The sequence below is a fragment of the Tenacibaculum jejuense genome (assembly GCF_900198195.1).
In the GTDB taxonomy this organism is placed as follows: Bacteria; Bacteroidota; Bacteroidia; order Flavobacteriales; family Flavobacteriaceae; genus Polaribacter; species Polaribacter jejuensis.
Genome location: NZ_LT899436.1, coordinates 3,666,200 through 3,692,626, shown reverse-complemented (window position 1 = coordinate 3,692,626; position 26,427 = coordinate 3,666,200). Strand labels below are relative to the sequence as shown.

Sequence of the window (26,427 nt, the reverse complement as noted above, 5' to 3'; positions counted from 1 at the left end):
AAGTTTGCTGTAAGTGTTTTTTAGCTTATTTAAGATTGTAGATATTGTAAGGTAAGTATAAGTTTTAAAACCAGAAACCTTGAAATTTTATAAATAAATTTCAAGGTTTTTTTATGTATTGTAAGATTACTTAAAAACTAAGCAATTTGTTTTTCAAGCGCTAAAAAATGTGTTACTTGATTATTATCCTTTAATGGGAAAATATGTATTTCACATTTATATTCTGTTTTATCTTTTTTATGATTGATGATAACCTCTTTAAATGGATTACCTAATTGAAGTTTTTGTTTAATTCTTTCCCTAACTTCAGCGGATGTAGATCGTCCTTGTAAAAAACTTGGTGTTTTTCTAATAGCGTAATTTTTAGGATATCCAGTCATTTTAGAAAACCCATCATTTACCCAAAGAATATTTCTATTAATATCAGTTAAAATAAGCGCTTCAAAAGAATTCTTAGATAAAATATGCTCAACATTATTTTCCCAAGTATATTTCTTTGCTAAATGTTTAAGTGAAAATATATCTTTTTTTAAAGAAGATTCTTCACATAAAAAATTATAATTCTGTAAGTGAATATCAAAACTTAACATGTTAATTCTAGTTCTATTATTAGAAATCAAAGAAGTTTTAATTCCTTCGTATTGTTTTGTAGATAAAGAATCAACAAGTATATCTAAACTCTTCATCTCAGTAATAGCATTTTTCATTATAGTTTAGTTTTAAAAAGCTAAAAATAGTTAAATATTTGATATGAGCAACTTTTTTTGTTATAAATAAAACATTGATCAAGAAAAGTTTATCATTATTCTGTAACTTGCTGTAAATAATGCGAAAATATGAGGTTTTTTATTTTTTAATAGGTAATTATTATTTTTTTATTTCACCGTCAATAAACTCTTTGTATTCGTTAAGTAGTCCATATTCGGTATATTTTTTTGAAACTCCATGCTTTATTGCTTTATCATCTAGTATTTTATATTGCTCAGATTTAGTTACTAAATCATATTTACCACCATATTTAAAAATAGATTTAAGATTGTTGTCATCAATAAATAAAACATACTTTATAGCACCTTGATCATTAGTTATAATAGTATAGTCTTTTTTAATGGAGTTGTTATGATCAAAATATATTGTTTCTAAATCACCTTTGTTAGTTTTTAAGGTTAAGTTAGCGTAATTTGTGTTTTGTTTTTGTAGTATCGATTTTACTAAATTATATGGTTTTCCATTTTTATAGTATACATAACCTAAGAGTTTTTTGGTTTGTTTAGAATAGTGAATGTGAACTTTATTCTTGTATTTTTTAGAAGTTAAATCAACAAAACTTTCAATAACCCCATTTTTATCTTTAATCCAATAGGAATCAATTTCTACAGGCTTAATTTTTTTCCCTTCATTATCATAAAAAGAACTTTTTTTAATATTAATCTTTCCATCTACATAAGTAATATTACTTTCTATTTCTCCGTTTGGATAATAATATATAGTTTCTCCATTGTTATTCGAAATATCTGTTCTTTTTTCTCGAAGAGTTCCATCAGGAAAATAATATAAAAAGGGTCCAACAGGTTGTCCATCTTCATAAGTAATTTGACGTTGAAGTTTCCCATTTTTGAAGTAGTATTTCCAAATTCCATTTTTTATACCATCTTTAAAGTTCCCTTCAGAAACAAGAACATATTCCCTAGATAAATAGTGTTTTTTATTCTCGTTAACTGCAACATAAGTATACAATTTGGCATGACCATCTAAATTACCATTTGAGTAATTAAAAAGATATTCATTTCTATATACATTTTTTCCAAGTTTAATTTTCCACGGACCATTTAGTTTACCTTCATAGAAATTCCCTTCAGCAACAAACTTTCCACTTAAGTCTATAGAATAATGAAATAAAGCATCGTTCGCTTCTTCAAAGTTGATACGATGTTTTCCAGTTAATAAATGACCATTAACAGAAAGCTGTTTTGTAGTTTTATCAAATTTTAGATTTTTAAAATCTCTTAAAAACATTACTTCTCCTTCCTTGTTTTTAAAGGTGTTGTATTGATTAAGAATAGTATCTGAAGCGGTATTGAAAATGTTTTTTTGGATTAATTTTTCTTCTTTAATTGCATTCTCAGTTTCATTAATAAAACCATAAAACTCTTTATTGTTGATAATAGAAGTGTTTTTTAGAGTAAGGTTAAAATTACGATGCTTACTACTATTAATCATTAATTTGTTTTTGGTAGAAGTGTTACGTTGAATGTTAGAATTTGAAATAGAGATATTAGCTCTAGTAGATCTTGAAAAATTAAATATATTTTTTCCAGTTTCATTATCAGTGATTTCACAACGATCAACTTTAAAATAGAGTTCGCCTACAGCTGCTTCTCCATAATTATGTTCAACATCAAAAATAGACATGTGAGTTTGATTATCTTTTATATAGCATTCTGTCAACGTTAGTCTAGTGTTTTCTTCAGATCTTTTAAAATCGGTCTCGAATAAAGTATAAGCTTTATTGTCGTGAAAATCACATCTATTTACATCAATTTCAAAACTATTATAAATGTAAATACCATAATCACTATTGTTGTAGAACTCACAATTTAAAAAGTTGAAATTGTTACTTTCAGAAATAAAACTGCCAATTGTTCCACTGCCATCAAAATGTGAATTTTGAATATTAAAGTTGTTGCATTTCGTGTAGGTTACCACTTCGCCTTCACAAGCTCCCACAAATTCTCCAGGAATATCATGATAAAAATTAATATTATCGATTAAAATATTACTACAATTATAAAAATCTAAAACATGCATATCTGAATCATTCACAACAATATGAACAAGTGTATTCTTTCCTCGAATTTCCATATTGTGATAACCACTAAGACCTAAAGTTCTAAAAGGTTCAGAAATAAAGTAAGTTTCGTCTTCAATTTCTAAATCTTCATCAGAGTAAAAATCAAAAGTGGATAATTCATTTTCATTCTCCTGAACAAATTCTTCTAAGTTTAATTTTTCTGCATCAATCCAAATAACTCTATTAGATGAAAGAGCAGTTACAAAACCTTTTACATCAGAAACATAGACTGTATCTTTCTTTATTCCTGAATTTATAGTTTCAGGAGTAACTTGATAGTCTAAAAAGTCATCAAATACATACCCAGTAATTTGTGTTTGTGCATTTTTTTGGAAAACAACCTTTACCCATTTTCCGTAATAATCGTATGTTTTGTTTGAAGGAAGTTTTTCAAATTTATCTGTAAACTCTATAATGTCTAACTGATCACCATGGTTTAATTTCAAGAGCTTGTTACTTTCGAAATTGTTTTTTTCATAAATAAAAACTGTCTTTTTATTATTTACAAAAGCTTTGTATAAACTGTTTTCTATTTCGTTATTTATTTTGTTATTTACAGTTAGCGAATCTGTGTTTTTTCTGTTTGTTTCAGTTTTTTTGATATCAACTTTTACCTCATGGTTTTCACGATCTTTTTTCTCATTTGTATTGCAAGAAAAAAAGATAAGAATAATAGCTATGATTGAAGGAAGTTTGAACTTTGTTGTAAGCATTGTTTTGTTTTTCAGTAACTTATAGGGTAATGAAGTTTCAAATATAATTACAATAGAAAAAGAATAAGATCGTCAGATGTATAATCGCTTAATTTTAGCATGAAAGAGTAGCTACGCAATATATATTTGAGATATAATTGAGAATTAAAAAAAGAACGGTAAATCAGTTAGAATTTTTCAAAAACTCCTAAACCAAAGAGTGAAAAATCATATTTGACAGGATCATTAGGATCAAAAAGTCTTAACGTTTGATCTAATTCTTGAATAGATTTCCAGTCGTTTTGTTTGCGAGTTAAAATACCAAGTTTTCTAGCAATATTTCCAGTATGAACATCTAGCGGACAGTGTAAGTTTTTGGTTTGATGAGTTTTCCAAATACCAAAATCAACGCCTTTCTTGTTATCTCGAACCATCCAGCGTAAAAACATGTTAATACGTTTTGCTGCTGAACCTTTTACAGGATCTGAAATATGCTTTTCGGTTCTCTGTAAATGTGGTATTTCAAAAAAAATCTTTTTAAAATTATGTATGGCTAATTGATAATTATCCGCTTTTTCAGCCGGAAGTAAAACTGCCTCTAATCCGTTATGATTCTGGTAAATATTTTTTAAAGATCTAATGAAGAATTTAAAATCATCTGCATTAAAAGTTCTATGAACAAATCCTTCAAACTTATCAAGATGGTCTTCTGTATGATGTAAAACAAAGTCGTAAGGAGAATTCCCCATTAAATCCATCATACGTTTAGCATTTTTAATGATCATAGTACGATTTCCCCAAGCAATGATAGAAGAAAGAAACCCTGCTATTTCAATATCTTCTTTTAAAGAGAATGAATGCGGAATTTGTATTGGATCGCTGCTAATAAAATCTAAATTTTCATAAAAATCAGCTTTTTCGTCTAAAAAATCTTTGAGTTCTTTTTGATTCATGAATTATTTACGTTGAAAGACCTGCAAAGCTAAGAGAAATAAAGAAAGCATTATAACAAGCATGCAATAAAATACTCCAACCTAAACCAAATCGAATTCTAATAAATCCTAAGTAACCGCCTAAAATAATTTGGGGCGCCACCAAAACAGGTAATAATAAAAGCACGTTGGTAGTTATTGTATAATTGGTAATGTGAACTAAACCAAAAAGTATAGCAAAGATGTAAAAACCAAACTTGAATGATTTTTTTTCTTTAAATATTGTTAAAGGACCTCTAAATATTACTTCTTCAATTAAAGGAGCAAACACTGCTGCAAAGAAGAAAACCGCAATTTTAGGAAGGTTTTCCATCATTTCTACAACAGCATGATTATCCATGTTTATAAGACCAGAAGCTTCAATTAAAGCAAGAATTGGAGTTAATAGTCCAATAGAAACAACACTAATAATAAAAAGATGACCAAATTTTTTTAATCTATATTGTAAATCTGTGTTTGGATCTTCTTCTAAAACTGGGTTTTTCAAATACGCTACTAATTCTTTAAAAGTTTCTATCATGGTTATATTAATTTATACACAATTAGTATCAAGAAACTAAAAAAAGTTACAGATCATTAATATTTTGCAGCACCAATATTTTTTGAACTTTTTAAAATAAAAGCTCTCAAATCGTCGTTGGCTTTCTTTAAATCCTCTTTTCTTAAATACATCATATGTCCGCTACGATATCCTTTAAAAGACATTCTGTTTTTTAATTTTCCACTAGGATCAATTTTACCCATTGTGTATTTCGCAGCACTATATGTTGTAGCTCCATCATAATAACCAGATTGTACTAAAAGTTGTAAGTATGGATTTTCAGCCATAGCTTTTCTTAAATTTTCTCGAGCATTATTGTTAGAAAAATCCCAAGGACGTACAGGTCCAAACATATTGTATTTTACGTCTGTTTTAAATTTTAAAATATTTTGTGTGTAATAATTTATCGCAGGTGTAAATGAATGTAACCAAGACACTAGCTCAGGACTATAATCTGGGCGCGTACCAGTTTCTTTTCTGTCGATACCCAAATATCTACTGTCTAATCTTCCAATAGTCTTTTTTGAAGAATTTCTTAATAATTCTTTCCAGAAATAAGTATTAGGGATTTCTAAATTCTGTTGAAGGATTACTTTTTTATCAATGCCAGAATAGTATGCCATTTGTTCAGCAATTGAATTTTTTTCTGTTTCTCCAATAAAACCACCTTTAGCTAAAGCAGGAAGTAATTTGTTGATTGCAAAATTTTCAGATTCTGGAAGAATTTCAAGTAAATCTTTTTGTTGTAATGCGGGAGGTAATTGTTTATGATACCAAGCAGCTGCGGTGAAATAAGGAAAATTGATTGCAAAATCTTCTGAACTTTCTGTTCGAATAATTTTATAATCAGCAGGAGAAACCATAATTACCCCATTCAAATACATCCATTGTCTACTTTGTAATTCATAAGCCAATTGCATTACTCTAGTACCACCATAACTTTCACCAATAATGTATTTCGGAGCTTTCCATTTATTATTTCTAGTTACAAAAGTGTTTAGCCAATCAGCTAAATATCTTGCGTCAGCATTAACTCCGAAAAAATACTTTTTATCAACTTTTTCACCTTTCTTAACTACAGGTCTTGAATATCCTGTATTTACTGGATTTACAAAAACAATGTCAGCTACATCTAAAACTGAATACGGATTATCTTTAATTCCATAAGGTTGAATAGGGTTTCCTTCATCATCAATTTTTAACGTTTTTGGACCTGTATAAGCAATGTGCATCCAAACCGAAGCCGAACCTGGTCCGCCATTAAACGACATAATTAAAGGTCGATCTTCGCTTCGAGTAACATCTGTTCTTTGATAATAAGTATAAAACAAAGTAGCTTTTGTAGCTCCATTCGCATCAAATACTGGTTGTGTTCCAGTTTGCGCTTTATATGTAATTTTTTTTCCATTGATCATCGCATTGTGATATGTTACAACAGTAGTATCTGTTGGAATTCGATGATCTTGAGAAGAAATTTTTAGTGTAAAAACTAAAAGAAATAATAGCGTTATTTTTTTCATTTTATTTAGTTGATTGGTGAATGTTTAATAAGGTATGCTAAACTTACAATAATTGATAAAAAAGAAATTAAATAGAAGAGCATAGATGTTATTAATAATAATATTGATTCGGTTTTATTTTTCTTATCGTAAAAAATACTATAATTTAAAAGAAATAAAGTAAGGTATACAAAAGGATTTAATAATAAAGTTATTCTAAATAGTATAAAAGTTATTAATCCTATTAAACTAGCTTGTCCAAATGAAAATGCAGCTATGGCTAAATGTTCCCAAAAATTATATTTTTTTAGAAATAACCTATTAAAAAATGCATAGGGAAAGATACACAATACCCAGAAAAACTTTAAATATTTTCTAATAAAAGCTCCAGTTTTATAACTTAAACTATACAAATGATTTTGCTCTATTAAAGGAGATACTTTAATACCTCCATTACCTTTTAAGTATGTTTCTAAAATTATAAATGCTGTTGTAATTATTATCAGATAAGATAGAGGATTAAAAATTCCTTTTCTTCTACCTTGTATGTATTCTTCAATAATGGTTTTAGGAGAAAGAAATAATTCTTTAACGTTCAATAAAAAACCTTTGTCCATTTCAATCATTCCATGGATAGAAGTTTTCAATAAAGACTGAAATGTTATTTTTTGTACATCTCTTTTTTCCCCGCAATTTGGACAAAATTTTTCATTATGATCGTGTCCACATGAAATGCAAATCATACATGTTAATATTTCCGATAAAATTAAATAAAAGTTTTAGAGTAAATATGATTAGTTTTTAGAATCATAAAAATGCAATAAGAATTTAAAATAACTTAATGACTTGATTTTACAAAGTATAATTATTTCAATAAATAGAATTAAAAAGCTACAGTAAATAAAACTTGTGCCAATCGATTGTATTCTCTTTCTTTGATTAAATTCTACAATAAAACAACCAAAATTTAGAAAATGTAATGGGGAAAGACAGGCTTTATTTTTTGACTTTTGTTTCAATAGCCTTGGCTGTTATGTTAAGTGCCACTATTGGAGTAAACTATAGTGTGAAAATCAGCGTGAATTTATTTTTGGAATCTGAACTTGAAACTGGAAAAAGTGAAGTTAAAAAATTAGCTTATTTCATTGCTCCTAAAACTAAAGATAGTATTAATGAAATAACATTTACCAAGAGAATTCAAGAGGTTTTAGAAGAGGTGGAAACAAGTACTACTTATATTGCTGTTTTTGATAAAGAGGGGACTTTAGTCTGTCACCCACAATTTGATGAAGTAAACAAAGAAGTAGCAGTTAGTAGGGAATTACAAAACATGATAAATCATGGAACCGAAATAAGTGAAATATATAATATGTTGATGGATTATGATAGATTGAATTACGATAAAGAAACAATAAATACTATCGAAGTTTTATATGAGAAATCAATCAAAAATACGGAACTAAAACTGGCTTCTATTATTAGTTTAGATAAACTATTACCTCAAATAATAAAATTAAAAAGACGTTTGTACACAATTTTTATATTAATGGGAGTATTAGTAATTATTATTTCCTTTTTTACGGTACGATATGTTGGGAGTTTCTACGAGAAAAAACTGGAGTCTAAAAATTTAGATTTAGAAAATGATATTATAAATCTAACTAAACTAAATCTGGGTGTATTTACTTATCAACAAAAGATAGCACTACAGCAAAAAGAAAAACAGACAGATAAAGTTGAAGTACATAATGATAATCAAACAGAAAATCAGAAAAATAGATTGTTAACTTATAAAGGAAACGAGTTAATTCCTGTGTTTTTTAGCGATATAGCTTATGTTTTTACAGAGAATTCAATAACTTATGTTGTTGATAAGGATGGGAAAAAGACTGTAAGTAATGCAAGTTTAGATGAAATTTATGGAAATTTAGATGCTACATTATTCTTTAGAGCGAATCGCCAGTATATCGTTCATATTACAAATATTGAAAAGATAATTAAATATGGTAATTCACAACTCAAAATTTTAATTCTTAATTCTGACGCAGATATATTGATTGGGAAAAATAAAGCATCAGAATTTAAAAAATGGTTGAATATTTAAAGATCATTTTTTTCTTAGTGAATTAATATTTCGCAGTTAGAATCATAAAAGACAGCGTTAATTTTTCACTTTTAAGGTTGTTTTTTCAGCTTCACCAAGTATTTTTAGTAATACATAGATTAGTTATCTAGGTTTATTGAATAAAAATTATTCATGACACCTCCTATTACAAAATACACAAAATCGCAAGATATTAACATTGCGTATCAGGTTTTCGGATCTGGTTCTATAGATCTCGTTTATATTCCAGGTTGGGTATCCAATATAGATTGGATGTGGTCTTGTCCAGATTTAGTCGAGTTTCTTTTAGAACTAGGCAAAACATTTAGAGTTATCCTTTTTGATAAACGTGGAACTGGACTTTCAGATCGGGTAGTAGAACTTTCTACTTTAGAAGAACGCATGGAAGATATTACAGCAGTAATGGATGCTGTAGGATCAAAAAAAGCTGTACTATTTGGTCATTCTGAAGGAGGAAGTGTTTCAGCGTTATTTAGTGCAACATATCCTAATCGTGTAATTTCTTTAATTACATTCGGAATTTTTGCACAGAGGAAACAATCTGAAAATTATCCTTGGGCACCAAGCGATGAAGAACGTCAAAAACTATATCATATGATTGAAAATAATTGGTGTAGTGGAAAAATGGATCTTGAAATTTTAGCACCATCAAAAGCTAAAGATATTGAGTTTATGACGTGGTTAATTAGTTATTTTAGGTATGGAGCTAGTCCTAGAGCAGCTTTAAAACTTACCAAAATGAATACAGAAGTTAACATTATTGCTATTCTAAAATATATTAAAGTGCCAACATTAATTATGCAGCGAACTCATGATGTTGATGTGAAAATAGCTGAAGGTAAATTTATAGCAGAGCATATAAAAAACGCCAAATTTGTAGAATTTACAGGATCAGATCATCTTTTTTGGTTGGGAAATAAAGAAGAAGTATTACTTGAGATGAAAAATTTTATTTCTAAAAATCAATCAGATTTCAAACCTAAAAAAAGTCTAATTACTTTGGTTTTTGGTCAATTTTTATCAAGTATACAGAAAAATACTACAGATAAATTTTTACATGAAATTGTAAGAAATTATGGTGGTTCAATTGTGTGTAGTGGAGAAGAAAGTTTTATTGTAGCTTTTGAAGTTTCTGGAAAAGCTGTAAAAGGAGCTGTAGCGTTACAAGAAAACTTGAAGAGTTCTAATATACAATCAAGAATAGGGTTATGTATGAAGGAAGCTTTAAGAAAAGAAGAAGTAAGTTTATGTAAAGAAGATAAAGATTACTTAAAATTGATTTTAAGCAAAGTAGGAATCAACCAGGTTTTGGTATCTCAAGGAATTAAATATTTATTATCAGGAATAGCATTCGAATTCATTAAAGAAACTTCTATTTTCAATACAAATACTCAAGACATTTGTACTTTTTATAAGGTTGAAAGAATTTCACAAAAACCAAATTTGAAAAAAGAAAAGTTATCGTTACATAAGCTCAATTCTGATTCTTTTGTAGGAGATATATTTAAAATTATTCATCAACATATTGAAGATGATTCTTTTGGTATTGAAAAATTGAGTAAGTCGATGGGCGTAAGTCAGCGTCAATTACAAAGGAAAATAAAAGAACTAACCAAAAAATCACCTACGCAATTAATAACTTCAATACGATTAAAGAAGGCCAAAGAAACTCTAATTTCTAATGATTACACTATTGCAGAGGTAGCTTTTAAATTTGGTTTTTCAACGCCTTCATATTTTACCAGATGTTTCAAAAAAGAGTTTGGTGTTAATCCAACAACATTCCAAAATAAAAAGAATAGTGAAATGGTAAATCTTCAGTTTTTGATGTCGTAAAAGTGACAGCATTCTTCGGAATTGTGAAAGTGAATCAGTCATCATCCATTTAATTTTACACTTGAAAGAAAATGATTTCAATCAAGTAAAAAGAAATGATTCACACCGCTTTAAATATACTCAAAGATAAGTTAAACGAATACTTCAGAATCAAAACGGGGTTTGATAATGATTACATAAAATTTATAGATAGTAGTAATAACGATCCTGTAAGTTTTACAAACAATGTTATCACTCCTTTTTTAATTAACATATCTGAAGATCGTAAGTTTAGAAATGCCGATCCATACAGAGGGGTGGTTAATAATGGAATTAAAACACAGCATAATCCAGAGATACGAGTAGAGTTGTTAATTCTGTTCGTATCTAAATTTAGAGATTACAACGAAGCATTAAAACTACTTTCTTATGTGATAAAATTCTTTCAAGCAAATCGAGTTTTCACACCACAAAATTCACCTGAACTTTTTGAAGAAGATATTGAAAAATTAGTTGTAGAACTAATTACTCTTCCTTTAGAAGAACAAAACCAGGTTTGGCATTCTTTAAATACTTCATATTTACCATCGGTATTGTATAAGGTGCGTTTATTGTCTTTTGCAGATGAAGAAAGTATAGCTTTCGCTGATAGTGAGCTTGCAGAGATAGATATTAAAACTAATCAAAAGAAACTTTAAAAAGGAAAAGTAAGATGAGATATAAAACACTTTTTAAGGTTCATGTGCTTCACGAGTATTTTCATGATCAAAGATTTGATATAAAAATAGTACCAACTCAAGAAACCACAAAATTATTACAGCAAGAACAATTAGTATTAAAACATTCGAATTCATTTATTGAATTACTAATCAAAGAAGGAATTCATATTGACGAAAATATATTCAGTTTTTATGTATTACCCACATCAACTTTAATTAGAACGATAACTGAATTAGCTGATGATAGTATTTTAATTTTTTCAAATAGAACTTCAAAAACTGAAATACTTGAAAGTAATCCTAAAAAGGAAAAACTTTATATAAAAGATCAAAAAGTAATTGCTGTTATAAATATCAATACGAACAATCTCAGTAAAGTCAATCATACATTCAAAGCGAGTTTTCCAACAAAAGCCTACAAATGGATGTATTATTTTATTTCAAAATCTGATAGTAGTGTACTAAAAATTATTCCAAAAGATACAGCACTAAGTTTTGAAGAAAAAGAAAATTTTGAAGACGCTAAAGTCTTAGCATTACAAAGTAATTATCCTACAGCAACAATAAAAGTTTTTGAGTCAAACCAACTCATTCCGCTTAGAGAAAAACCTATTAGCGATATAAAATTATTGATGAATGAAGAGTTGCTGGTTTCACACTTACCAAACCCCAAATTAGATGCCTCAGGCGTGCACATATTAAAAATAATGTAAAACAGAAATAAAATTCAAAAAGTAAAACGAACACTATGTCTAATTATTTAACACCAGATGTATATACAGAAGAAGTTTCTGTATTACCGCCATCAGTAGCAGGAGTATCAACTGCTATACCAGCTTTTATCGGATATACTGAAAAGGCAAGTAAATCAAGAACAGATTTATCAAATACAGCAGTAAGAATTACAACGTTTTTAGAGTATAAAGAAATATTTGGAGGAGCAGCTCCATCGTCTTTTTCTGTAGCACTCGATTCAGATGATAATATCACTTCTGTAGCTGTTACATCTCCAAAAAACACAATGTATTATGCATTAGATATGTATTTTAAAAATGGAGGTGGAGATTGTTATATCATATCTGTAGGTTCATATGATGATACTTACGAAGCAAAAAACTTTATTGATGGTTTGAATACATTGAGTAAGGAAGACGAACCTACATTAATAGTATTGGGAGATGCAGTAAATTTATCAAGTATTGATTATCATAATGTTTGCCAACAAGCACTTTTACAATGCGAAGATTTAAAAGATCGCTTCTGTATTTTTGATATCCAACATGCCGACGAAGATGCTTCTGTGTTTCGATCAGGAATAGGAAGCAACAATTTAAAATATGGTGCAGCTTACACACCATTTTTACAAACATCATTAAATCATGAATATACAGATATCGATGTTTTAATTTCTCAAGAAGTTTCATCTTCTGGTGTAACACAATTTAGCGCAGTTCATACAGGAATTCAAATTAGTTATGACGGTTTAGATTCTGATACACCTAAATATAGAATCAACGGAGGTGCTGGAGATAAATTAGAATTCACCATTTCTACAGCAAATTTATTAACGATTTCAAATATTCCTGATGAGGGAATTGAAGCTAGTAAAGTTTTAGAAGCTTGGTCGTCATTTGAAGATAAAGGAGGTTTTAATATTACAATAGTAAATGATTCTACTCTAGTAACTCAAACTTCAGGAAACTCAGGAAAAAATTTAGATACAAGTACTTCCAATACTCAAAGTTTTACTCTAGAAAGTAAGAGAGGAACTACGATGTACAGCCAAATTGTTAATGAAATTAATAAAATGCGTGTAATTCTTCCACCAAGTTCATCTGTAGCTGGAGCTTATGCTACTACAGATAGAGAAAGAGGTGTTTGGAAAGCTCCAGCTAATATTAGTTTGAACGCAATTACAGGACCGGTTAGGAAAATTAGTGCTGCTGCGCAAGAAAAACTAAATGTAGAAAAAGAAGGAAAGTCTGTAAATGCAATTCGAAGTTTTGCGGGCAAAGGAACTTTAGTTTGGGGAGCTAGAACACTAGCAGGAAATGATAACGAATGGCGCTATGTTCCAGTAAGAAGGCTATTTAATATGATTGAAGAGTCGACTAAAAATGCTTCATATTTTGCAGTTTTTGAACCTAATACTCCAGCAACTTGGTTAAAGGTTAAAGCCATGATTGAGAGTTTTTTATATGGTATTTGGCAACAAGGAGGGTTAGTAGGATCTACAGAAGAACAAGCATATTTTGTTAATGTAGGTTTAGGAAAAACAATGACTCAGCAAGATGTTTTAGATGGGAAAATGATTGTAGAAATAGGGATTGCTGCAGCACGTCCAGCAGAATTTATCATCCTTAGATTTTCGCACAAACTACAAGAAGTATAAACAAACTAAAAAATTAAAAAATGGCATTAACAAGAGCACAGATAAAAGCAGATTATCCATTAGTAACTTACAATTATAGGGTAGATATAGACGGAACTTCAATTAGCTTTTCTGAGGTTTCAGGATTAGAAGTTTCTTTTGAAACGATAACTTATAAAGAAAGTTATTCAGAAAGTGGAAAAGTAGGGCCAAACATTATGTATATGCCCGGACAAATTCAGCCAGTAAATATTGCTTTAAAAAAAGGATATGTAAAAGGAAAGAGCATTCCTGCACTATACGATTGGATTAATAGTACAGCTATAAATCAAACAGATAAAAAAGATATCATGGTACATCTTTTAGATGAAACAGGAGCAACTGTTGTAAGCTGGAAAGTAGTAGATGCTTTTCCAACTAAACTTTCTGCGCCAAGTTTTAGTGCAGATGCTAATGAGGTTGCTGTAGAATCTATGGATTTAATGGCTTCAAGAGTATTTATGGAAGAAGTATAAGGGCTTGAAAATAGGATGTGATTAACTGATAAACAAATTGTTTTTACATCATGAAAACAATTTATAAAAGAAGGTTTAACCATCATAAAAAGTACACTACTTATGGCGCTAACAAAGCAGCATATTATTGAAAACTATCCATTACCAGTATATAATTACAAAGTAACTATAGATGATGTCAGTGAAGGAATGTCTTTTTCAGAGATTTCAGGATTAGAAATTAAGCATGAAGAAGTCATTTATAAACACGGTTTCAGTTGGTTAATGGGATATAAAATAATAAAAGGACAACGCCAACCTATTCGTTTGAATTTAAAACGAGGCGTTGTCCAACAACGAAGTCTTTTTCATGATTGGATGTTATCAGAAGACAAAAAAAACATTCGAATAGATTTATGCGATCAAGAAGAGGTTCCTATAGTAAGTTGGGAAGTATACCGAGCATTACCAATAGGATTAGAAGCTCCTTCATTCAATGCAAATACAAATGATATCGCTATAGAAAATTTAACGTTAGTAGCACATGATTTAAAGGTTATTTATCATCAATAAATATGGAAGCATTAGAAAGTTTTAAAGATTTTATGGATCCTAATCCAGTGTTATCACATCGATTTGGGGTCACATTTTTTGCAGGAGGAGTAATACCCAATCCAATTGATTTTAGATTTCAAAAAGTAAGAGGTATAAATACTGAAGTACAATTAGAAACAATTTCAGAAGGAGGACAAAATTTACATAGACATCACTTGCCTAATCAGATCAATTATAACAATTTAATCCTAGAAAGAGGAGTGGTAAGTCCAAGTGTAAGTAGAGTAAGTCCAACAGAATTATTGTCTCCACTTAACTTAGAGTTTAATAATACATTTTCTAGATTTCAATTTACACCATCAAATGTTCTAATCACTTTATTTAAGAACGATCAAGGAATTCCGGCTGCATCTTGGCTTTTTCTTAAAGCTTATCCAGTAAAATGGTCTGTTTCAGATTTAGATGCAACGTCAAATTCTGTTTTAATAGACACTATGGAATTGGCCTATAGTAGATTTCAATCCATAAGATTATAAGTATGCCTGTTGAGATTAAAGAACTAGTAATTCGTGCAATTATTTCTGAAGAAAAAAAAGAAGAAAACATGACATCGGTAGAGGAGCGAAACGTTTCAACTGCAATCATACAAGAATGTGTTCAAGAGGTATTAAAGGTTTTAAAAAGACAAAAGCGTAGGTAATATGGAATTTAATTTTTTTCAACTTGAAAAGCTAAAAATAAAGAGTTATAAAACCTCAACGAGAACAGATATTCCTGAAGAATTCACAGCAATGTTTAATCCGACGTCGTATACGCTTTTTTATAAAAATGTATATGAAACGAAACAAGGGATTAATACCTCAGGAAGAGAAGCTAATTATGTAATTAGTAAACCCAAAGAGTTAAAGTTAAAGCTCATTTTAGATGGAAATAATGTTCAGGATTTTGGCATCGTAACACTTTTTAATTCAAGTAAAAATGACGTCAATAAAAAAGTACAAGAATTTTTAAAAATGACTACGCTCATGGATGGAGATATTCATGAACCTAGACCTTTAAAATTACAGTGGGGAGATCTTCATTTTAAATGTCGTTTAGCTTCGGTTAATGTTAATTACACACAGTTTGATGCTAGCGGAATTCCATTAAGAGCAGAGTTAGATACCGTATTTTTTGGAGATTTAGAAACTGCAGAACGTTTAAAAGAGGAAAATAAAAGCTCTCCAGATCTTACACATTACAGAATAATGGGAGCACATGATAAACTTCCATTGTTATGCGAGAAAATTTATGGATCTCCAGCATATTACATTGAAGTAGCAAAAGTAAACAAGCTCAAAAATTTTAGAGATTTAAAACAAGGACAAAGAATTTATTTCCCACCAATAGCAAAATAAAATGCCAGCAATTACAGCTACCATAACAGATGTAAATAGTAAAGTAATGAACCATAGGTATCAATTACTATCTATTGATGTTAATAAAGAATTTAATAAAATACCTACAGCAGAGCTGAAGTTTATTGACGGAAACATAGCTAAAAAAGAATTTCAAATACTAGATGATCCTTTTTTTGACATCGGAAAGGAACTCCGTATTGCTGTAAAACACGAAGGAAAACAAGATAATAATATCTTTTCTGGTGTTATCATAAATAAGGTAGTTACTTTAAATAGTGGAGGTTCTATATTAACAGTAGAACTAAGTGATGTAGCCATTCGCATGCATGCAAGTAGAGAAAATGAAGTATATCTGAACACAACAGACAGCACAATTTTTAAACGATTACTTCAAAAAAATCAGTTGAAAAAAAGTAGAATAGAGGACACGCAGGTTACTCATGTTCAAATGATTCAACATTACACAACAGATTGGGATTTTTTATTGTCAAGAGCAGAAGCTAATGCTAAAGTAGTACAAGTAGAAAATGGTTCTATAGCTGTTTTTCAACCTAAAATTCTGAAGAGTTCAAAACACATAGAATTAGGTTCAAATGAAATATATGATCTTGATCTACAAATTAGTGGAGAACAACAGTATACAAAGGTTGAAGCTGTAGGTTGGGACATGTCTAAGCAAGATGTTACCAAACCTCAAATAAGTTTAAAAAATAATTTTTTTGAGCATAAATCAGTAATTAATATTGATAAAGATGCCTTAGGAATAACTGAAAAAAAACTCATGTATTCTGGACATATACAACCAGATGAGTTAAAAAAATGGTCAGAAGCACAAGAGTTTAAAAATAAGTTTTCTTTAATACAAGGTTGGCTAAAGGTACCAGGAACAACTACCTATGCTGTTGGAGATACATTAGAAATTAAAGAAGTAGGAAAGGCTTTTTCTGGTTTAAGTATTATTTCTGGAATTAGGCATGGAGTTACTATTGAAGGATGGAGTACTTACATACAAATCGGATCAAATTCTTGTTGGTTTACAGATCAAACACAGGTTACAGCACCTATTGCAGGAGGATTATTACCAGGAGTAAATGGGTTACAAGTTGGAGTAATAAAAACAACAAAAGAAGACCCAAATAATCTTTTCAGAGTGGCAGTGTACATACCAGCTTTCGGAACTGAGCAAAATACAATCTGGGCGCGTCTAGCAACTCTAGATGCAGGGAGCAAAAGAGGAACATTTTCTATTCCAGAAATTGGAGATGAGGTACTTGTTGGTTTTTTAAATGATGATCCAAGACAGGCAGTTGTAATAGGGTCTTTATATAGTCCAGTAAACATTCCTCCATTAGATTTTAAAAACCATAAAAGTTCCAAAGCTATTATTTCTACTGCAGGGTATAAATTTCTTTTAGATGAATTCGAAGAACAAATAACTATAGCAACTTCTGCAAATAACAGTATAGTTATTAATGAAAAAGAAGGTGCAATAGCAGTATCTGATACTAATGGGAATCGAGTAGAAATGAATTCAAAAGGTGTTGCTATTTCCAGTACAAAAGATTGTACCATTTTTTGTGATGGAAACTTCAGTTTAGATGCTTCTGGAACAGTAAATATAAAAGGGAGTTCTGTAGAGCTTTTATAAAAATGAAAGATTATGAGTAATGAAAATAAATTTTTAGGAACTGGTTGGTCTTTTCCCCCAGAGTTTTTTGATGGAGGAGCAACTGTAGCCTTAGTTTCTGGAGAAGAAGATATAAAACAAAGTTTACAGATTATACTATCTACTTCGCTTAAAGAACGAGTTATGCATTCAGATTATGGATGTAATTTAAGAGATCTTCTTTTTGAGCATGTAACAGCAGGTCTTATTAGTGATATGAAGAATACGATTTCAAATGCAATTTTAAATCATGAACCCAGAATAGAAGTAGAAAACATTAGCGTAGAATTACGAGATGCTACTAATGGAATATTAGATATTCACATCAACTACAAAGTACGAATGACGAATAATCGATTTAATTATGTTTTTCCTTTTTATATCAATGAAGTATTTAATTAAAATTTAAAACAATGCCAACAGATAATATAATTATAGATGGAGATACAGTACAATTTAATCCATTACAAGGAATGGCTATTGTTGCTGTTAAACCAGGAGAAATAAAAGCCTCGGGAAAAACAAAAATAAAAGGAAAAAAAGTATGTATTCAGGGAGATGAGCTAAAAGTAGTTGTTGCTCAATGTACCTACACTACACCAAGTTTTCCTGAAGCAGGTATCGGCAATTTAAAGATAGATTCGTTAAACTCTAACCAAAATACAAGTAAAAGTTCCAGTGGAAATAAACCTTTGTTATTAGCGGGAATGGTGTTTAGATCAAAGTTTGAAGTAATGTCTCCTGCAAAACTAACTGTACCAGGAAGTGCTCCTGTTTTAGACACAACTCCATTTTATAATGGTACAGGAAGATTTATAGCAAGTAATACCACTATAAAAGCAATTTAATCATTACAGTATTAAGAATGAACAGTATAGAAAAATTTGTGTTATTAAGAGATGGTGCTAGTAAATATAAAGATAATCTGAGTAGCCTAAACACATCGAACTTAGCAATAGATAATAGCACTGTAGAATCTTTAATTTCTGAAGCTCAGAAAATTGCTAAAGAATTACTTTTCTTTAATCATGAAAACACACCTGTGTCTACTTGGGAATCTTTTCTAATTGAAGATAGTGAAACATATTTTAAGGCTTCAGAAACAGGAAAAAAAGCTTTACGAAAACAATGGGCAAAGCAATTAGCTACGTACATTAATAATCCAGATCATTTTAAAAATGATACCAATACATTAGAAAAATTAACGCAACCACATACCGTTCTTTTCTTAACTTTTTTAAAGCTGTTAGATCATATTAGAAATAAAATGAACAGCTTAACAGGACAACATTTAGATTTTTATTTTAAGAAATGTTTACAATTAGTTCCCCAGAAAGCTATACCAGATGTTGTTAATATATTGGTAGAACTAACAGAAAATACAGAAGCTTTAGAAATTGAAGCAGGTACCGTTTTTTTGGCTGGTGAAGACGAAGATGGAAATGAATTACAATACAAAGCAACAGAAAACACAATACTCAATCAAGCTAAAGTAGCATCACTACAAAGTGTTTTTGTAGATAAGCAGGAAATTACCATTCAGAAAGCACATATGAATGCGGTAGAAGATCCTGATAAAGGATTACTAAAAATGTTTGAATTAGCCTTAGGAGTAAATAATCCGGGAGACGAATTACCAACATTTTCAACAATAGCTACAGATTGGGAAAACTTATGCAAACTAGTAAAAGAAGGAAACTCTCTGGCGGAAAACTATGTAGTGAGTGAACTTTTTTTACGTGTCGAAGACTTCATATATATTATTGAAAAACACGAAACTGAAAAAAATCACACTACTGCAAATTGGGACAAAACATATGAGTTGTTAACCACTGCTTATATCGATAAAATTAAAAAAAATAGAGCAGATGATTTGCATAAAATCCAAGAAGAAAGCGATTTTAATCAGCTAACCAAACATATTTTTGGTTTCCCTAATTCAGGAGATAAATTACCATTGTATAATGGTAAAATAGTAACTTTTTCTTTAGTATATGAAGATCTTAAAGATGCAATAAAAAGTCAAAAAGCAAAAGATTACATTACAGATGAATTATTATTAACCGTAGAAGATTTTGTATTTATCATTGAAACATCTACGGAAAAAGACCCCACTGTTGAAGTTTCAAAAAGATATTATCAGATATTAGAACAATCAGAAAGAAGATTTAGAAGTATTATTATATCACCTCCAAGTGTAGAGAAAATAAAAATGATTTATGGAGCAGAAGATATAACAAAGTTAGCAACTAGTCTTCACAATACTTCAGAAGAAAGTAAGCAGTTTAAAATATTCGGAAGTATATCTGGAACAACTAAAGAACCAGAAATAGCTAACTTAGGTTTTGCTATAAGTTCTCCATTATTATTTCTTAAGGAAGGAAAACGAAAGATTTTTTTAAATTTTCAGTTCTCAGAAGAACTAGGAGACGGAAAACAACTAGAAAAATTATTAAAAAAAGGATTTTTCAATATACAATTTAGTGGAGAAGAAACATGGTTTCAATCTAAAAGAGCTACTGAATATAGTATATCATATGATGTTAAACCAGATGCAGAAAGAGTTTTAATAAATGATTTTAAAGTAGTTAAAGAAGATCCTTTAATCGTTGATTTTTATGAACCTGGTGTCGTATTTATCAAAGAAGAAGAGAACATAGATAAGTATATAGTAAACATTCGTAACGAGATCTATCAAATTTTAGATTTTCCTCATGATTCTAGTTTAGCAATGTCTGTAGTTTACATTGGGCAGTTGCCAGGAGAGGTAAAAGAGCCTTTTATGTTTACTAAAAACGATTTACAAATTGGGCTAAATTTAGAGCTAATACTTTCTGAAGATGAACCTCCGGTTACTACGAATTCTGAAGCTACTAATTTTGTAAATGCAACTACGCCAACCCTACTTTTTTTAGTAAATCAAGATGTTGTACTTGCATACGAAAACGAAAATGGTGTTGCTATTTTTCAAGAATTAATGGCATTAACGTTCAGTGATATTAAGTTACGAGTATCAGTTGATGGAATGAAAAATGTCATGATTCAAAATGATCAGACTACATTGAATAATAAAAAAACTTTTGAACTTTTTGGAGGACTTCCAGAAGTGGGAAGTAACTTTTATTTTGGTCATGAAGAAATATCTCAAAAGCCGATACAGAGTTTACAAATAGAAACAAACTGGGGAAATCAGCCTGAAAGTTTTACAACTCATTACGAAAATTACTGGAAAGTAAGTGAAAACAGTTTAACACCTTCTGTAGATCAAATACCAATTACTTCAAATTCAGATTTTAAAATAAAACTTTTTCTTCATGATGAATCAAGTGAAATTCCAGTTACAGATGAACTATCATTATTTACAGCGGATAATAAAATAGCGATTCAGAATATTCCTGAATTATTGAAAGAAACGAGACCGGGTTATGTATATCGTTTTAAAAGTAGCAATGAGTTTTCGAACTCAGAAATTACAGACTGGAAACGTTATTTTAGATTGGAATTAGACCCTATCGATTTTCAACATCAACTATACAACCAATTATTAATTCAACAAGCATTTGGATCAAAAGAAATTCAAGGACTTGTATTGAATCCTCCATATTTACCTAAGTTGAAAAAAATAAGTATCGGATATACTGCAGAAACTAATATTTTAACAAATTGTAAACTTGTTTCAGAAGAAAACAAATTAAGTCATATTCATCCTTTTGGTTATAAAGAGTTAACTTCAAAAGAACATTTGAGTTTACTTCCCGATTATCAAGATAATGGTTCTTTGTTAATAGGACTATCTAATATAATTCCATCCCAAACTGTCAGTGTTTTATTTCAAATGGCTGAAGGAAGTGCAAATCCTGATGTTGAAAGACCAGAGTTAAAATGGAGCTATTTAAAGGAAGATATTTGGATTCCTTTAGAAAGTAAAGCAATTATTTCTGATACTACTAATGGATTATTAAATACAGGAATTATTCGTGTTCAACTTCCAGCGGACGCTACTAAAGGAAATACGCTATTATCTAATGAATTGCATTGGTTAAAAGTTAGTGTTTCAATTCATATTGATGGAGTATCAGATATTATTGCTGTTAAAAGTCAAGTAGTAAATGCAGTACTTTCTAATACAGTAGTTGCAAGTTCTCATTTTCAGAAACCTTTACAATCAGAAAGTATTCAAGAAACTCAAGCATTTATTCCAGAGATAGAAACCATATCTCAACCTTTTACATCTAGTCAAGGAAGACCAGCTGAAGCGTTAACAGATTTTAATTATCGAATTAGTAAACGATTACGACATAAAAATAGAGCGTTAACCATGTGGGATTACGAACACATGATTTTAGATCGCTTTCCAGAAGTGTATAAAGTAAAGTGTTTACCTGATATAAAAACTTTAGGAAAAGTAAATATTACAGTAGTTCCAGATATTAGGAAAAGTTTGCCTTTTAATCCTTTTCAACCTAAAGTAGGAGCTGATGTTTTAGAGCGAATACATCAAGTTGTAGAAAAGCATGCGCCAGCATATGCAAGTATTCACGTAAAAAATCCAACGTATTTAAAAGTTTCTACACGATGCTCAGTAAAGTTTTGTGCTGGTTATGATGAGATTTTTTATCAATCAAAATTAATAAATGAAATCAAGCAGTTTTTATCACCATGGGCTTATGGAGAAACAGAACATATTCGACTTGGCGGTACTCTAGATGCTGGAAAACTCATCAATTTTATTGCAGAAAGGCCTTATGTTGATTTTGTAGCAAAGTTAAAAATGTTTCAAAGTGTAGGAAATCAGTCACTTGTAGATGTTACCAGTGTTAATAATGGTGAAAATATAGTAATTCCTAATGAACCTGATATGGTAATTGTTAGTGATGAAATTCATGTTATAGACATTGTAGATGGAACTGATTATGTTGAAGGCACACAACGTGGTATCAATTATATGATTGTAGAAAGAGATTTTACAGTTGCCAAAGACTTGTTAAAAACAGAAGAATAAAAACGAAATAAAAGGAATATGGAAATCAATAAAAAAAATAGAACAGAACTCAAACAATATTTCATAGCAGAAGCTTTACCAACAGAACGCCAATTTTCCGATTTTATAGAAGGTACAATAAATCAGGTAGATGATGGCATCGTGAAACGTGGAGGTGAACCTATAGCAATAGCATCTGAAGGAACAACAGTAGGATCACAAGAGATTTTACATCTATACCCCAATTTCGACCAAGAAGAGCCAGATTGGTCATTGAATCTAAATCCACGTGTAGATGCTGATGAACCAGAAACAAGTAAAAAAGGTTTTAATATTAAAGATACTACAGGAGAGAGTAGATTATTCATACAATCAGGAAAAGGAAATATTGGATTAGGAACTATTGAACCAACAGCAAAATTAACTATCCAAGGAGCGGGTGAAACCTCATTGTTGTCAGTAATCGATCATTCTAAAAAACATACTCAAATTTTTGAAGTAGGTCAAGAAAACGGAAATGGAGCTATTACCATTCAAAACGGTGTAGCAGATAAGAATATGAAACTTAGAGCTAACACAATTGAGTTTCAAAATTTAGAAGATAAAACCAATACGAAGTCTGTAAACATAACGGCTGAAAAGAATAATTTAAAAATAAAAGCAGATCAAGTACAAATCGCTGGAAATATTAAAATGGATAATCTTTCAGGCAGTCCAATCTTAAAAGAGAAAGACAGTGATCCTAGCGATAGTATAATTCCTTCACAGAAAGCAGTAAAAACTTATGTAGACAATAGATTACCTAAAGGAATAATTTCAATGTGGTCGGGTTCAGTAGAAACAATTCCAGAAGGTTGGGCATTGTGTGATGGAACTAACGAAACACCAGATTTACGAGGTAGATTTATAGTAGGATTCGATGCAGAAAATCCTGAATACAATCAGGCTAAAAAGACAGGAGGATTATCAGAGGTACAGTTAACAGTACAAGAATTACCAGCGCATACGCATGAAGATTCAGGTCATGATCATAATATTAATGATCCAGGACATAATCATAATCATAATAGAGATGGTAAAAACTTTAACGTTTTAGCTAGATATACTGGTAAGGATACAACCGATACTATGGATAATAATAAAGGTGCAGGAAGGGAATTTGCGTTAAATGATTATGGAACTATACAAAGTAAACAAACAGGGATTGAAATTTTATCAGGAAAGGCAAACCTGCAAAATACTGGAAAGGACCAACCTCATGAAAACAGACCACCGTTTTTTGTATTAGCATATATCATCAAATTATAGTTTATGAATACTGCGATTACCATACCTAAAGTAGTATCGAAAGATTCTGCATTGAGTTTTGATTTTCTTAAAGAAGAAGCAATACAAATCATTCAAGAGTTAAGCGGAAATATGTGGACAGATCATAATACGCATGATCCAGGAATTACCATTTTAGAGCAAATTTGTTATGCAATTACTGATATTGCTTACCGATTAGATCATGACATGCAAGACTTATTAGGAAGTCAAGATGTTGCATATCAAGGATTATACAGTCCTGCAACTATATTAACAACTAGTCCCGTAACCTTATCAGATTTCAGAAAATTAATTATAGATACTGTTGGTGTTAGAAATGCTTGGATCGAAAGAGTATCGAGTGAACAAGACACAACAATAAAAGGTTTATATACAGTTCTTGTAGAGAAAGATGACCTAGAAGATGTAGGAAGTAATTTAGTACAACGTATCACAGAAAAATTACATAAAAATAGAGGACTGTGTGAAGATTTTGAGGAAATAAGATTACTTGATAAGCAAAAGATTAGATTTTCTGGAGTTATAGAAATTTCTGATGCAACAGAAAATATTAATGAACTAATAGCAGATGTTTTATACAGTTTACATTGGCATTTATCACCTGGAATTACATTTCATTCTTTACAAGAGTTACAAAAAAATGGAAAGTCGGTTGAAGAAATTTTTGATGGTCCAACTTTAGCACATGGTTTTATAACAGATGAAGAATTAATCAAAAGATTAAGAAAATTAGAGATTCATACTTCAGATATTTTTAAAGTAGTTATGGATATTACAAATGTAATAACCATACAGAATTTCACTATAGCTTCTGGAACAAATACAGTTAAAAATTGGGTGTTTCCTTTAGATGAAACAAAAACACCAAGTTTAGATGTAATTGCTACTTTAGAAGGTTTAGCATTTCGTGTCAATGGTTTAATAGTTTCTACTAATAAAGAAAGAATTTTAGCGCTTTATAATCAGAAAGTAAAATCATTTACAAGTAAAAAGGTATTGCGTTTCAATGAGAAAGACATTGCAATTCAAAAAGGAGAAAATCAAGAAATAGAAAATTATTACAGTATTCAAAATGAGTTTCCCGCTAATTATGGAATAGGCAATACAGGATTACCTAGTTCTGCATCAAAAAGGAGACAAGGTCAGTCAAAACAGTTAACAGGTTATCTTACTTTGTTTGATCAGGTTTTAACGAATTACTGTGCGCAAATAGCTAATTTTTATCAATTAGTTGGTATAAATCCAGAAAGTACTACTACAAAGTTCAACCAAACTTTATTGGGAACAGTGCCAGGATTAGAAAACCTTATTCAAGATGAAAACATAGATGGTTATGAAGCTTATGTTAGCGGAGAAACATTAGATCCTCTAGAAGAAATTCAACAAAAACACACTTTTTTAAATCACTTATTAGCGCGTTACAGTGAAACATTTAAAGCGTATGGAATGGTTTTACAACGAGAAAGTGAAGATGTTTTAGAGAAAGAAAGAAAACTAATTCAAGACAAAATCGCTTTTTTGAATAACTATCCTAAAATAAGTGCAGAACGAGGAAAAGCCTTTGATTACACTAAAAGTACTTTAGAAAGTTCAAATAAATCAGGCTTGGAGTTTAGAATTCTTCAAAAGTTAGGTTTAGCTACTACTGAAAATATATATATGGTAGAACATATTTTATTACGACCAAAAAAATCAGATAAAACTACTGTAGATAATTATTACAAGATTCACGATGTAGAACAGTTCGACTTAATAGAAGAACAGTTCAAAATTTTTGGATCTAATCATGGGTTAGTCACTGGAATGTTTGTTGCCATTTTTGATAATCAGCAATTTCTAGGAGATTTTAAAGTAATAAAAACTACAGCAGATTCTTTTGAGATAGAAGGAGAGATGAATACGGAAATTATTACAGAAAATCCGAAGTTATCTTGGAGAAGAACAGATGCAGATTTACGTATTCATGTTTTAACAAATTCGATAACATCTTTTGAAACTACAGCAACAGGAACTACATTTTGCAATACAAAATATCAAGTTGAAAAAGGAGATGAAATTACTATTCTTGGATCCACATTTTACGATGGGAAACATTTTGTGAAAAGTGTAACCAACCAAGGTTTTGAAATTGAGCACTCTTTTATTGGAGAAGAACAGACCAAACCTCGTTTTAAAATATCAAAAACAATATCAGATCAATATACATTACAGGTAACCTTTATATTACCCAATGATGAGAAAAAGTTTCAAGATCAAACATTCAGAGATTTTGTAACAACTACAATTCGAGAAGAAACACCAGTGCATATCACAACACATTTTAAGTGGTTGTCTACTGAAGAAATGCGTGATTTCAAGAATGAATATCAAAAGTTTATAGCTGTTATTTAATAGAAA

Annotated in this window: 22 protein-coding genes; 16 read left to right on the top strand and 6 right to left on the bottom strand. The window is 30.0% G+C overall.

All coding sequences use genetic code 11. The features are described 5' to 3' along the window. Window positions 1–137: 137 nt before the first annotated feature. The 6 genes from AQ1685_RS16065 to AQ1685_RS16040 all read right to left on the bottom strand — a co-directional run bounded on the left by AQ1685_RS16065 (window position 138) and on the right by AQ1685_RS16040 (window position 7,318). Window positions 138–707 (bottom strand): PAS domain-containing protein, encoded by a 570-nt coding sequence (locus tag AQ1685_RS16065; protein WP_095073845.1) that lies wholly within the window; start codon window positions 705–707, stop codon window positions 138–140. Between the two features lie 160 nt (window positions 708–867). Next, on the bottom strand, window positions 868–3,564 hold the full coding sequence (locus AQ1685_RS16060) for a right-handed parallel beta-helix repeat-containing protein (protein ID WP_095073843.1): 2,697 nt from the start codon (window positions 3,562–3,564) through the stop codon (window positions 868–870). Between the two features lie 167 nt (window positions 3,565–3,731). Beyond that, a complete protein-coding gene (locus AQ1685_RS16055; protein ID WP_095073841.1) occupies window positions 3,732–4,496 on the bottom strand; it encodes a TIGR02757 family protein in 765 nt (254 codons plus the stop codon). Window positions 4,497–4,503: 7 nt separating this feature from the next. Then, on the bottom strand, window positions 4,504–5,055 hold the full coding sequence (locus AQ1685_RS16050; protein WP_095073839.1) for a CPBP family intramembrane glutamic endopeptidase: 552 nt from the start codon (window positions 5,053–5,055) through the stop codon (window positions 4,504–4,506). A gap of 56 nt (window positions 5,056–5,111) precedes the next feature. Next, complete coding sequence (locus tag AQ1685_RS16045; RefSeq protein ID WP_095073837.1) at window positions 5,112–6,596, bottom strand: S10 family peptidase; 1,485 nt, start codon at window positions 6,594–6,596, stop codon at window positions 5,112–5,114. Window positions 6,597–6,601: 5 nt separating this feature from the next. Then, on the bottom strand, window positions 6,602–7,318 hold the full coding sequence (locus AQ1685_RS16040; protein WP_095073836.1) for a DUF3667 domain-containing protein: 717 nt from the start codon (window positions 7,316–7,318) through the stop codon (window positions 6,602–6,604). A 236-nt stretch (window positions 7,319–7,554) separates the two neighbouring features. On the opposite strand from AQ1685_RS16040, the gene AQ1685_RS16035 reads away from it, so the two are divergent. The 16 genes from AQ1685_RS16035 to AQ1685_RS15960 all read left to right on the top strand — a co-directional run bounded on the left by AQ1685_RS16035 (window position 7,555) and on the right by AQ1685_RS15960 (window position 26,421). Further along, the gene (locus tag AQ1685_RS16035) at window positions 7,555–8,679 is read left to right on the top strand and encodes a LytR/AlgR family response regulator transcription factor (RefSeq protein ID WP_095073834.1); all 1,125 of its coding nucleotides are present in this window, start codon (window positions 7,555–7,557) and stop codon (window positions 8,677–8,679) included. Window positions 8,680–8,832: 153 nt separating this feature from the next. Continuing rightward, window positions 8,833–10,536: an alpha/beta fold hydrolase gene (locus tag AQ1685_RS16030; RefSeq protein ID WP_095073832.1), complete on the top strand. Its 1,704-nt coding sequence runs from the start codon at window positions 8,833–8,835 to the stop codon at window positions 10,534–10,536. A 95-nt stretch (window positions 10,537–10,631) separates the two neighbouring features. After that, a complete protein-coding gene (locus tag AQ1685_RS16025) occupies window positions 10,632–11,213 on the top strand; it encodes a DUF4255 domain-containing protein (protein ID WP_095073831.1) in 582 nt (193 codons plus the stop codon). 14 nt (window positions 11,214–11,227) lie between these two features. After that, window positions 11,228–11,947, top strand: coding sequence for a hypothetical protein (locus AQ1685_RS16020; RefSeq protein ID WP_095073829.1), 720 nt, complete (start codon window positions 11,228–11,230; stop codon window positions 11,945–11,947). Window positions 11,948–11,982: 35 nt separating this feature from the next. Continuing rightward, entirely contained in the window at window positions 11,983–13,626 is a 1,644-nt protein-coding gene (locus tag AQ1685_RS16015; RefSeq protein WP_095073828.1) for a phage tail sheath family protein, read from the top strand. Between the two features lie 20 nt (window positions 13,627–13,646). Continuing rightward, a complete protein-coding gene (locus AQ1685_RS16010) occupies window positions 13,647–14,120 on the top strand; it encodes a phage tail protein (protein ID WP_095073826.1) in 474 nt (157 codons plus the stop codon). A gap of 102 nt (window positions 14,121–14,222) precedes the next feature. After that, on the top strand, window positions 14,223–14,672 hold the full coding sequence (locus AQ1685_RS16005) for a phage tail protein (RefSeq protein ID WP_095073824.1): 450 nt from the start codon (window positions 14,223–14,225) through the stop codon (window positions 14,670–14,672). A gap of 2 nt (window positions 14,673–14,674) precedes the next feature. After that, window positions 14,675–15,190 (top strand): phage tail protein, encoded by a 516-nt coding sequence (locus AQ1685_RS16000; protein WP_197697485.1) that lies wholly within the window; start codon window positions 14,675–14,677, stop codon window positions 15,188–15,190. Window positions 15,191–15,192: 2 nt separating this feature from the next. Continuing rightward, window positions 15,193–15,354, top strand: coding sequence for a DUF5908 family protein (locus tag AQ1685_RS15995; protein WP_157730259.1), 162 nt, complete (start codon window positions 15,193–15,195; stop codon window positions 15,352–15,354). Between the two features lies 1 nt (window position 15,355). Then, window positions 15,356–16,051 carry a CIS tube protein gene (locus AQ1685_RS15990; RefSeq protein WP_095073822.1) on the top strand — a complete coding sequence of 232 codons (696 nt, stop codon included), beginning with the start codon at window positions 15,356–15,358 and terminating at the stop codon, window positions 16,049–16,051. Between the two features lies 1 nt (window position 16,052). Beyond that, on the top strand, window positions 16,053–17,702 hold the full coding sequence (gene vgrG / locus AQ1685_RS15985) for a type VI secretion system tip protein VgrG (protein ID WP_095073820.1): 1,650 nt from the start codon (window positions 16,053–16,055) through the stop codon (window positions 17,700–17,702). A 12-nt stretch (window positions 17,703–17,714) separates the two neighbouring features. Further along, on the top strand, window positions 17,715–18,122 hold the full coding sequence (locus tag AQ1685_RS15980) for a GPW/gp25 family protein (protein WP_095073818.1): 408 nt from the start codon (window positions 17,715–17,717) through the stop codon (window positions 18,120–18,122). 11 nt (window positions 18,123–18,133) lie between these two features. Beyond that, on the top strand, window positions 18,134–18,568 hold the full coding sequence (locus AQ1685_RS15975; RefSeq protein WP_095073816.1) for a hypothetical protein: 435 nt from the start codon (window positions 18,134–18,136) through the stop codon (window positions 18,566–18,568). A gap of 17 nt (window positions 18,569–18,585) precedes the next feature. Then, entirely contained in the window at window positions 18,586–22,722 is a 4,137-nt protein-coding gene (locus tag AQ1685_RS15970) for a baseplate J/gp47 family protein (protein WP_095073814.1), read from the top strand. 18 nt (window positions 22,723–22,740) lie between these two features. Further along, the gene (locus tag AQ1685_RS15965; RefSeq protein ID WP_095073812.1) at window positions 22,741–24,009 is read left to right on the top strand and encodes a hypothetical protein; all 1,269 of its coding nucleotides are present in this window, start codon (window positions 22,741–22,743) and stop codon (window positions 24,007–24,009) included. 3 nt (window positions 24,010–24,012) lie between these two features. Next, window positions 24,013–26,421, top strand: a complete 2,409-nt coding sequence (locus tag AQ1685_RS15960; protein ID WP_095073810.1) for a hypothetical protein — start codon at window positions 24,013–24,015, stop codon at window positions 26,419–26,421. Window positions 26,422–26,427: the final 6 nt, after the last annotated feature.

What these genes read in the sequence shown, in the direction of transcription:
- AQ1685_RS16065 (WP_095073845.1), bottom strand. Translation starts at nt 707, where the DNA reads ATGAAAAATGCTATTACTGAGATGAAGAGTTTAGATATACTTGTTGAT.
- AQ1685_RS16060 (WP_095073843.1), bottom strand. Translation starts at nt 3,564, where the DNA reads ATGCTTACAACAAAGTTCAAACTTCCTTCAATCATAGCTATTATTCTT.
- AQ1685_RS16055 (WP_095073841.1), bottom strand. Translation starts at nt 4,496, where the DNA reads ATGAATCAAAAAGAACTCAAAGATTTTTTAGACGAAAAAGCTGATTTT.
- AQ1685_RS16050 (WP_095073839.1), bottom strand. Translation starts at nt 5,055, where the DNA reads ATGATAGAAACTTTTAAAGAATTAGTAGCGTATTTGAAAAACCCAGTT.
- AQ1685_RS16045 (WP_095073837.1), bottom strand. Translation starts at nt 6,596, where the DNA reads ATGAAAAAAATAACGCTATTATTTCTTTTAGTTTTTACACTAAAAATT.
- AQ1685_RS16040 (WP_095073836.1), bottom strand. Translation starts at nt 7,318, where the DNA reads ATGATTTGCATTTCATGTGGACACGATCATAATGAAAAATTTTGTCCA.
- AQ1685_RS16035 (WP_095073834.1), top strand. Translation starts at nt 7,555, where the DNA reads ATGGGGAAAGACAGGCTTTATTTTTTGACTTTTGTTTCAATAGCCTTG.
- AQ1685_RS16030 (WP_095073832.1), top strand. Translation starts at nt 8,833, where the DNA reads ATGACACCTCCTATTACAAAATACACAAAATCGCAAGATATTAACATT.
- AQ1685_RS16025 (WP_095073831.1), top strand. Translation starts at nt 10,632, where the DNA reads ATGATTCACACCGCTTTAAATATACTCAAAGATAAGTTAAACGAATAC.
- AQ1685_RS16020 (WP_095073829.1), top strand. Translation starts at nt 11,228, where the DNA reads ATGAGATATAAAACACTTTTTAAGGTTCATGTGCTTCACGAGTATTTT.
- AQ1685_RS16015 (WP_095073828.1), top strand. Translation starts at nt 11,983, where the DNA reads ATGTCTAATTATTTAACACCAGATGTATATACAGAAGAAGTTTCTGTA.
- AQ1685_RS16010 (WP_095073826.1), top strand. Translation starts at nt 13,647, where the DNA reads ATGGCATTAACAAGAGCACAGATAAAAGCAGATTATCCATTAGTAACT.
- AQ1685_RS16005 (WP_095073824.1), top strand. Translation starts at nt 14,223, where the DNA reads ATGGCGCTAACAAAGCAGCATATTATTGAAAACTATCCATTACCAGTA.
- AQ1685_RS16000 (WP_197697485.1), top strand. Translation starts at nt 14,675, where the DNA reads ATGGAAGCATTAGAAAGTTTTAAAGATTTTATGGATCCTAATCCAGTG.
- AQ1685_RS15995 (WP_157730259.1), top strand. Translation starts at nt 15,193, where the DNA reads ATGCCTGTTGAGATTAAAGAACTAGTAATTCGTGCAATTATTTCTGAA.
- AQ1685_RS15990 (WP_095073822.1), top strand. Translation starts at nt 15,356, where the DNA reads ATGGAATTTAATTTTTTTCAACTTGAAAAGCTAAAAATAAAGAGTTAT.
- vgrG (WP_095073820.1), top strand. Translation starts at nt 16,053, where the DNA reads ATGCCAGCAATTACAGCTACCATAACAGATGTAAATAGTAAAGTAATG.
- AQ1685_RS15980 (WP_095073818.1), top strand. Translation starts at nt 17,715, where the DNA reads ATGAGTAATGAAAATAAATTTTTAGGAACTGGTTGGTCTTTTCCCCCA.
- AQ1685_RS15975 (WP_095073816.1), top strand. Translation starts at nt 18,134, where the DNA reads ATGCCAACAGATAATATAATTATAGATGGAGATACAGTACAATTTAAT.
- AQ1685_RS15970 (WP_095073814.1), top strand. Translation starts at nt 18,586, where the DNA reads ATGAACAGTATAGAAAAATTTGTGTTATTAAGAGATGGTGCTAGTAAA.
- AQ1685_RS15965 (WP_095073812.1), top strand. Translation starts at nt 22,741, where the DNA reads ATGGAAATCAATAAAAAAAATAGAACAGAACTCAAACAATATTTCATA.
- AQ1685_RS15960 (WP_095073810.1), top strand. Translation starts at nt 24,013, where the DNA reads ATGAATACTGCGATTACCATACCTAAAGTAGTATCGAAAGATTCTGCA.